The sequence below is a fragment of the Providencia sp. AGC89 genome (assembly GCF_053543535.1).
The window spans coordinates 1-6,183 of record NZ_JBIXLP010000025.1; the positions used below are offsets into that span (position 1 = coordinate 1).

The 6,183-nt window shown below is 35.1% G+C and carries 8 protein-coding genes and 2 pseudogenes; 3 read left to right on the top strand and 7 right to left on the bottom strand.

Annotated elements, in window-relative coordinates; genetic code table 11:
• Nucleotides 1-447: transposase (locus ACIPUA_RS06450; protein WP_449059244.1), on the top strand; the 447-nt coding region annotated here is incomplete at its 5' end.
• On the opposite strand, the gene ACIPUA_RS06455 is transcribed toward ACIPUA_RS06450, so the two are convergent.
• The 7 genes and pseudogenes from ACIPUA_RS06455 to ACIPUA_RS06485 all read right to left on the bottom strand — a co-directional run bounded on the left by ACIPUA_RS06455 (nt 440) and on the right by ACIPUA_RS06485 (nt 4,639).
• Nucleotides 440-949: a hypothetical protein gene (locus tag ACIPUA_RS06455; protein ID WP_449059446.1), complete on the bottom strand. Its 510-nt coding sequence runs from the start codon at nt 947-949 to the stop codon at nt 440-442. The two genes, ACIPUA_RS06450 and ACIPUA_RS06455, sit on opposite strands and share 8 nt — an antisense overlap.
• 152 nt (nt 950-1,101) lie before the next feature.
• Complete coding sequence (locus ACIPUA_RS06460; RefSeq protein ID WP_449059447.1) at nt 1,102-1,467, bottom strand: hypothetical protein; 366 nt, start codon at nt 1,465-1,467, stop codon at nt 1,102-1,104.
• Nucleotides 1,468-1,539: 72 nt separating this feature from the next.
• On the bottom strand, nt 1,540-2,049 hold the full coding sequence (locus ACIPUA_RS06465) for a PHP domain-containing protein (protein WP_449059448.1): 510 nt from the start codon (nt 2,047-2,049) through the stop codon (nt 1,540-1,542).
• Nucleotides 2,050-2,758: 709 nt separating this feature from the next.
• Nucleotides 2,759-2,956 carry a hypothetical protein gene (locus ACIPUA_RS06470; RefSeq protein ID WP_449059449.1) on the bottom strand — a complete coding sequence of 66 codons (198 nt, stop codon included), beginning with the start codon at nt 2,954-2,956 and terminating at the stop codon, nt 2,759-2,761.
• 284 nt (nt 2,957-3,240) lie between these two features.
• A pseudogene (locus ACIPUA_RS06475) lies at nt 3,241-3,402 on the bottom strand (IS91 family transposase); the annotation flags it as partial.
• A 213-nt stretch (nt 3,403-3,615) separates the two neighbouring features.
• Nucleotides 3,616-3,909 carry a ribbon-helix-helix protein, CopG family gene (locus ACIPUA_RS06480; RefSeq protein WP_449059450.1) on the bottom strand — a complete coding sequence of 98 codons (294 nt, stop codon included), beginning with the start codon at nt 3,907-3,909 and terminating at the stop codon, nt 3,616-3,618.
• A 73-nt stretch (nt 3,910-3,982) separates the two neighbouring features.
• Nucleotides 3,983-4,639 carry an AAA family ATPase gene (locus ACIPUA_RS06485; RefSeq protein WP_449059451.1) on the bottom strand — a complete coding sequence of 219 codons (657 nt, stop codon included), beginning with the start codon at nt 4,637-4,639 and terminating at the stop codon, nt 3,983-3,985.
• Between the two features lie 346 nt (nt 4,640-4,985).
• Between ACIPUA_RS06485 and parM the strand changes: the two are divergent.
• Nucleotides 4,986-5,183, top strand: a pseudogene (gene parM / locus ACIPUA_RS06490) (plasmid segregation protein ParM domain-containing protein); the annotation flags it as partial.
• Nucleotides 5,184-5,241: 58 nt separating this feature from the next.
• Nucleotides 5,242-6,150 (top strand): IS481 family transposase, encoded by a 909-nt coding sequence (locus tag ACIPUA_RS06495; RefSeq protein WP_394350850.1) that lies wholly within the window; start codon nt 5,242-5,244, stop codon nt 6,148-6,150.
• Nucleotides 6,151-6,183: the final 33 nt, after the last annotated feature.

A 6,183-nucleotide genomic window follows, 5' to 3' on the forward strand; every position in this document is an offset into this window, starting at 1 on the left:
CGCTTCAGAACTCTCAACATTATTGATGAAGGAACGCGTGAATGCTTGGCGATTGAGGTTGATACGTCATTACCGGCTGAACGCGTCATCAGGGTGCTTGAACGTTTAAAAGCCGAAAGAGGGTTACCGAAACAGATCCGAGTCGATAATGGCCCTGAACTCATTTCAGTTAACTTATTGAATTATTGTGAAGATAACCAAATTTTACTGTGCCATATTCAACCGGGAAAACCGCAGCAAAATGGGTTTATCGAACGTTTTAATGGTTCGTTCCGTCGAGAGTTTTTAAATGCGTATTTATTTGAATCATTAAGCCAAGTGCGAGAATTAGCGTGGTTTTGGCTGCAAGATTATAACCAAAATCGAACCCATGAAAGTTTAAATCACCTCCCACCGGAGGCCTATCGTCAACAGTTAGAAAACTCTAATTTAACGTGTCTCAATTAAAGGGGAGTGGACATAGCATAGTACCTAAATCTTTGTTCAAATTTGTGATGATGTTTCTAAGTTCTCTAAAGATTAATATATCGGGAAAATCCTTGATATCTTCTTCCAAAATGTAGTCTGTTGAGGGAATACCTTCTACCATCTCACCTAATGCGGTGGAAAAATCAAAAAGCATTTCACTTACGGTTCTAAATAGCGTTTTCTCTGATGCGAGCAACGGCAAAATTTTTAGTTGTTCATCAATTCCCAATTCCTTAAAGCGTTTAGCATCCTCTTCCAGTTGTTCAAGCCGTTTAACATCGGACTCAAGATCTGATGACTGGACTGTTAAATCTACTATTTTCTGCCTGACCTGAGCTAAATCGTCTACAATTTTGACAACGCCAAACTCTTGCTCAATCTTGCCCCTGTTCAAGAATCTATCGACGACTTTTAACTGTTCACTAGAATCTTTATCAATTTCATGAATTTCATTCTGTCCAAATATTTCGATTTCTGGCAATAAATCACTAGGTACGAAGCTTGATATTTGCCCTGACATTTCTGTAATAATAGGAGATTGTCCATACCTCCTTGTAATCTGATAGTTATTACCATGCTTAGTTGTCGACTTTATCGAAAGTTTGATTTGTCCAGTGCTTAAGTTCGATTTGACTATTTTCTCGTGTTGTTCACTGGCTTGCTTGCCGATTGGAGTAATATCGAGCGCGTAACGAATACATTCAAACCCGTACCTCTACCTCCAATAACGGTATTTAGGTGTTCGGAAAAGTCTATTTCGACGCCGCCTAAGTACCCGCCAATAAAAACAACAGACTCCAACCTAGAGTAATACTGTTCGCTGATGTCTGAGTTTAATCTGACCCTTGATTCTGGATCATTAAATGCTTGCTTAAATGCTGAAAAACTGGGTATTGTCATTTTGATTAAACACGACGCGTTGTCTTTCCTTAAAGTTTCAGGCTCTTCAATATCCTTTGCGTTAATTAACGCCATAGGAACATTTCGATGATACGCCATGTCTTTGTTTGTCAGAATTTGAAAGTTTGCTTGGTCACCTTGTTCTTTTATTGCTTGAAGTGTTGTCGGGATTTAAGCTGCAACTAATAACTCATTTTTCCAAATATTGTTCAGTTTTTGTTTGAGTACCCCATTGTCGTCTGTGCAATGGGCTGCATATATGAATCCTCCTTTATCACGCACTTTATTTAAAATATAGTCTGCACTATGTGGTGAAGGCAATGTGCCTTGGTTAGGATCAATATTTAGTTCGTAAAGATAGTGCTCAAGATTTTTAACTGTTTCGTCTTCATGAAAAAGACAAACTAAATGCACCTTTTCACTCGACGCAATTTCAAACCCTGGAAAAACAACAATGCCATGCTTGGACATTAAGGCTCGAATTTTGTTTACTGAGCCAACATTTCCGTGGTCTGCAAGGCCAACAACTTTGATGTTTTCTTCAAGGCAAACTTCTAGAAGTTTTTGGTTGTATTTATCCTCAGTCAACCCTTGTTGTTTCCCTCTATAACTAATGTAGTTCGAGGGATTAACTTGAAGTGCACATTTCCAAAATTTTGCTTTAGTGAACGTTGGAATCATAAATATCCCTTTGCATTTTTGACTAAATTAAGCTTAAGTTTTCATCAATGTTAATTCATTTTAAGGTTTAAACTGTATCTTTTTCAGAATATTGCTGATCATTATTGTGCGATCTATGCTTTGCTTCATCTTTTTGCTCAAAGCTGACTATCAGTGTTGATTATAATCTACGAGATAAATATTTAATCGCGCCAAACTCCATTCGCCACTCCATTCAAGAACCTTCCATTGTGATTTAAATGACAGTGTATCGTTTAAATCAAAAATATAACTCCAATGATATGAAAATTGATAACTAAAATATACTTATTATATAGTTATACCTTAAAGATATATCATATTCATCTCAGTTCAATAGTTCTACCAAGCCTATGTATTAGTACTTAATACTTTGGTTATCCCATTGGTTGCATCGCGAGTGTTGCAATTAACTCTTAATGTTATGAATAAATTAAAGGAGAGTGGACGATTTTCTCAGTCCTGTGTTAAGAGAAACATGTAACAGCAATGAGTTTCTATCGTACTTAAATCTAACTATGAACTGTGTTGTAACATCAATAGTAATATATAAGAGGTCCGCTTGTAAAACGCACCTCTTATTAGAATAAAATTAAAGACTACTTTAAAACTCTGGTCTTTTGACATTAAATGTTCAATCAATTTAAAAACATTTAATTAATAAATATTACATGTTCACATAATAAATTCATTACATATAACCAGGGCAATTTTTTCCTTTAACATATACACTCTTTGATTGAATTGTTTTGGGATTATAATATGTACATAATGTCATTTTTCCTGCTTTACTTGATTTTACTAGCACCCATCCCGCCGCAAATGACGATGTGGTTGAAAATACAAATAGAGTAACAGCAGCGCATAGGGCTAATACATTTTTTTTCATACAAGATATCCTTTTAATGGTAAAATATACTTATATTAAAACATACGATTCACGAAATTATAAATCGGTCGATCACTATATGTTATGCTTAGTCAAAATAAAATTAAATAATGCTATGCTGTATTATTGGATATAAAATATTGAAATCCAAAATTTAAATTATATCGAACTTTACACTAAATAATATTATGAATATAGAAATTAGAATAATGATATATTCACATATAAAGAATATTATTTTAAAATATAAAAATAACAAATTTGCGAGACTATCGTCTTGATGGTGAAGAACAGCAATAACGTCGAACGCCCATAGCGCAGGTGCTACAGGCTAGCATCTTTTCAACACAGAGGAGTTGCCATTCATCGACAGGGTTGTTATCAATGAAGCGGTTCCATCCGTCGTCATATTGAAATAGCAGTTTAGCGGGTCTGGAAGTATACATGAAGCAGAGTATAAAAAGACGAGAAGGGTGTTGCCTAGATATAGAGCGGCTTTGCCGCGGTGCTCACGCCAACGGCGTGATTATGTTCATATCCTGATACTCCTGAGTGCGTAGTCACACTCATATGATATCTAGTAGGTAAAATAAAATCATTTAATCCTAAATTGATTTTAAAATAATATCAATTTCATTGCATTTTATGCACAAGTAATATTAATCTGATGTTTTTTTACCGTGTATTTGTAAACCATTATTCAATGTATTTATACAAGACATGATGATATATGCAGCCCTTGACTGACCATTTTGTGCCGCAGCTTCATCAATCTGTTCTAAGATGTCAGGTGGCATGGTTATCGATATTTGCTGTCTTTTACCTTTAACAACCCCCTTCTTCTCTTTTACTTTTGCATCTGGAGCGGCGTTGATAAAATCCGTTATAGCGTCATTCTGTGAATCTTTATTGATTCCTACTTCTGGTTTTTTTCTAAAACGTGACTGAGTCATAAATTTTTTTCCTTACTAAAGCATATTGCATTGATGTTTTTCTGTATTAAATTAATATTATAATGATATTGGTTTAATTGCTAAATAGTTTTTTCATTAACTGTTTTAATTCTTCAATAGCTACTTTATCTCTAATTTTCCCTTTGAGTTCATCTACTGTTCGCCCTTCCCCTGCTGCATAACCGAAAGCTTTTCTTTGATGAATAACGAACTCTAGGATTGGAAGGTCTTCCTCGTAATCTTTCATCATTGCTAACATTTCAGGATTATCTTTTGAGCGAGCGTGAGTATCACCCTTGTTTAGTAATGAATAACAAACAAGATTATCTCTTATGCTCCTAGCTTCTTTTATTAATTCCACATTGGCATCCATCGCCCATGCTTCAAAATTTCCCGGAGCTGAAGGAACTAATAATACATCTGTTATTGTTAATGCTGCCCTCATAGCTGTTGAATCCCTACCACCACATTCAATAATCACATCATCAAAGTTATTTTTCTGTTGTAAAAGTTGAGTTCTTAAAACTGGGCCATCAGGATAATGTGAACATGCAATACCTGGCTCAATGCCATCTTCTGATCGAACTAATATGGCTGTCTGTGATGAACCTTGTTTATCACCATCGATCAGCCAAACCTTTTTACCTTGCCTAGCCCTAGCTGCGGCTATATTGACAGCGAGTGTTGACTTACCAACACCCCCTTTTGTATTTGCTATTGTTAATATCATTTTACACCCATTTCAATATTAATATCACCTTTCATATTAGTACTCTTTCCAATAATGTCAATGAAAATTATTAACGTAAAACTGTATTAAAGTAATATTACTATAATATATATATAATATTCATATGCATTAAATGGCAATTGATATGATATGAATATGGTGTTATCTTTGTTTGAGTTCATCAGATTGAGTAATTAGATTTTTAGTTACTCAATTTGAGTCAATTTATAGTGGTTTTAATTACTCACATTGAGTCGTACTCATCTGTTTTTTGGGGTTGTTACTCAGTTTGAGTATTTTATATTGCTGTTCAAGTACTCATTGTGAGTAATAAGTGAGAGGTTTTATGGATATTTTTTGTGATGATGGCTCAACCGCGATTAAGCTTGCATGGTTTGATGATAACGGACTAAAAACCAAAGTTTCCAATAATTCATTCAGAAGAGGGTGGAAAATTGATGGCCTAGGTGAAAGAGGAACGTTTAATTACGAACTGGATGGACAAAAATTCACTTACGATGAAGTTAGTGAGCAAGCTATACTATGAAAGTCTGGACTTCGGTTGACAATTAGTTTTTTCTAATTGTAGCCGGAGGTCAGATATGATGAACATTAAAGCTAAACGAGATATTGCACATAAAACAAAAATCTTAAATCATGCCCGTGAGAGCAAAAATATTGCTAAAACTTGTCGTCATTTTGGGATCAGTAGAGAAACTTTTTATACTTGGAAAAGAGCTTATGAACGAGATGGCGAGAAAGGATTAATCAACAATAAACCCTGCCCTGAAAATCCAACCAGAAGAGTTGCAAAACACATCGAAGAGCTGGTTATTTATCTGCGTACGACTTACCATTTTGGTCCCCAACGTATCGCTTGGTATCTTCTACGGTTTCATAACATCAAAATATCACGCTCTGGCTGCTATTATGTATTGCTCAGAAACAAATTAAACCAACTTCCCCAAAATCAGCGAAGTCGCTCTAAACCACTATTTAAACGTTATCAGAAACAAGTGCCAGGGCACCATGTTCAGGTTGATGTGAAGTTTTTATTTTTTAATACGCCTGATGGACAACGAATTAAACGTTTTCAATATACAGCAATTGATGATGCGACACGGATCAGAGCACTTAAAATTTATGAAAGGCACAATCAGGCTAATGCTATTGATTTTATTAATTATGTTGTAAATAAATTTCCCTTTAGAATCAAAACGATTAGAACGGATAATGGGCACGAATTCCAATCGAAATTTAATTGGCATATTCATGATCTAGGGATGGAGCATGTCTATATTAAGCCAGCTACCCCCAGATTGAATGGGAAAGTAGAGCGTTCTCATTTAACAGATAAACAGGAATTTTATCAATTAATCGATTATAAGGATGATGTCGATTTACACGAAAAATTAGCTGAATGGGAGGCATTTTATAATTGTCATCGCCCCCACTCAGCTCATGCTGGTAAAACACCGTATGAAGTGTTAAAAAATAAGCTTGGTCTTTAAGACTAAACGTCAGCCGAGGTTCTGAGTGACACA

Bases quoted from the DNA above. Each gene is read 5' to 3' on its own strand.
- ACIPUA_RS06460 (WP_449059447.1), bottom strand. From the start codon at position 1,467: ATGGCGTATCATCGAAATGTTCCTATGGCGTTAATTAACGCAAAGGAT.
- ACIPUA_RS06465 (WP_449059448.1), bottom strand. From the start codon at position 2,049: ATGATTCCAACGTTCACTAAAGCAAAATTTTGGAAATGTGCACTTCAA.
- ACIPUA_RS06470 (WP_449059449.1), bottom strand. From the start codon at position 2,956: ATGAAAAAAAATGTATTAGCCCTATGCGCTGCTGTTACTCTATTTGTA.
- ACIPUA_RS06480 (WP_449059450.1), bottom strand. From the start codon at position 3,909: ATGACTCAGTCACGTTTTAGAAAAAAACCAGAAGTAGGAATCAATAAA.
- ACIPUA_RS06485 (WP_449059451.1), bottom strand. From the start codon at position 4,639: ATGATATTAACAATAGCAAATACAAAAGGGGGTGTTGGTAAGTCAACA.
- ACIPUA_RS06495 (WP_394350850.1), top strand. From the start codon at position 5,242: ATGATGAACATTAAAGCTAAACGAGATATTGCACATAAAACAAAAATC.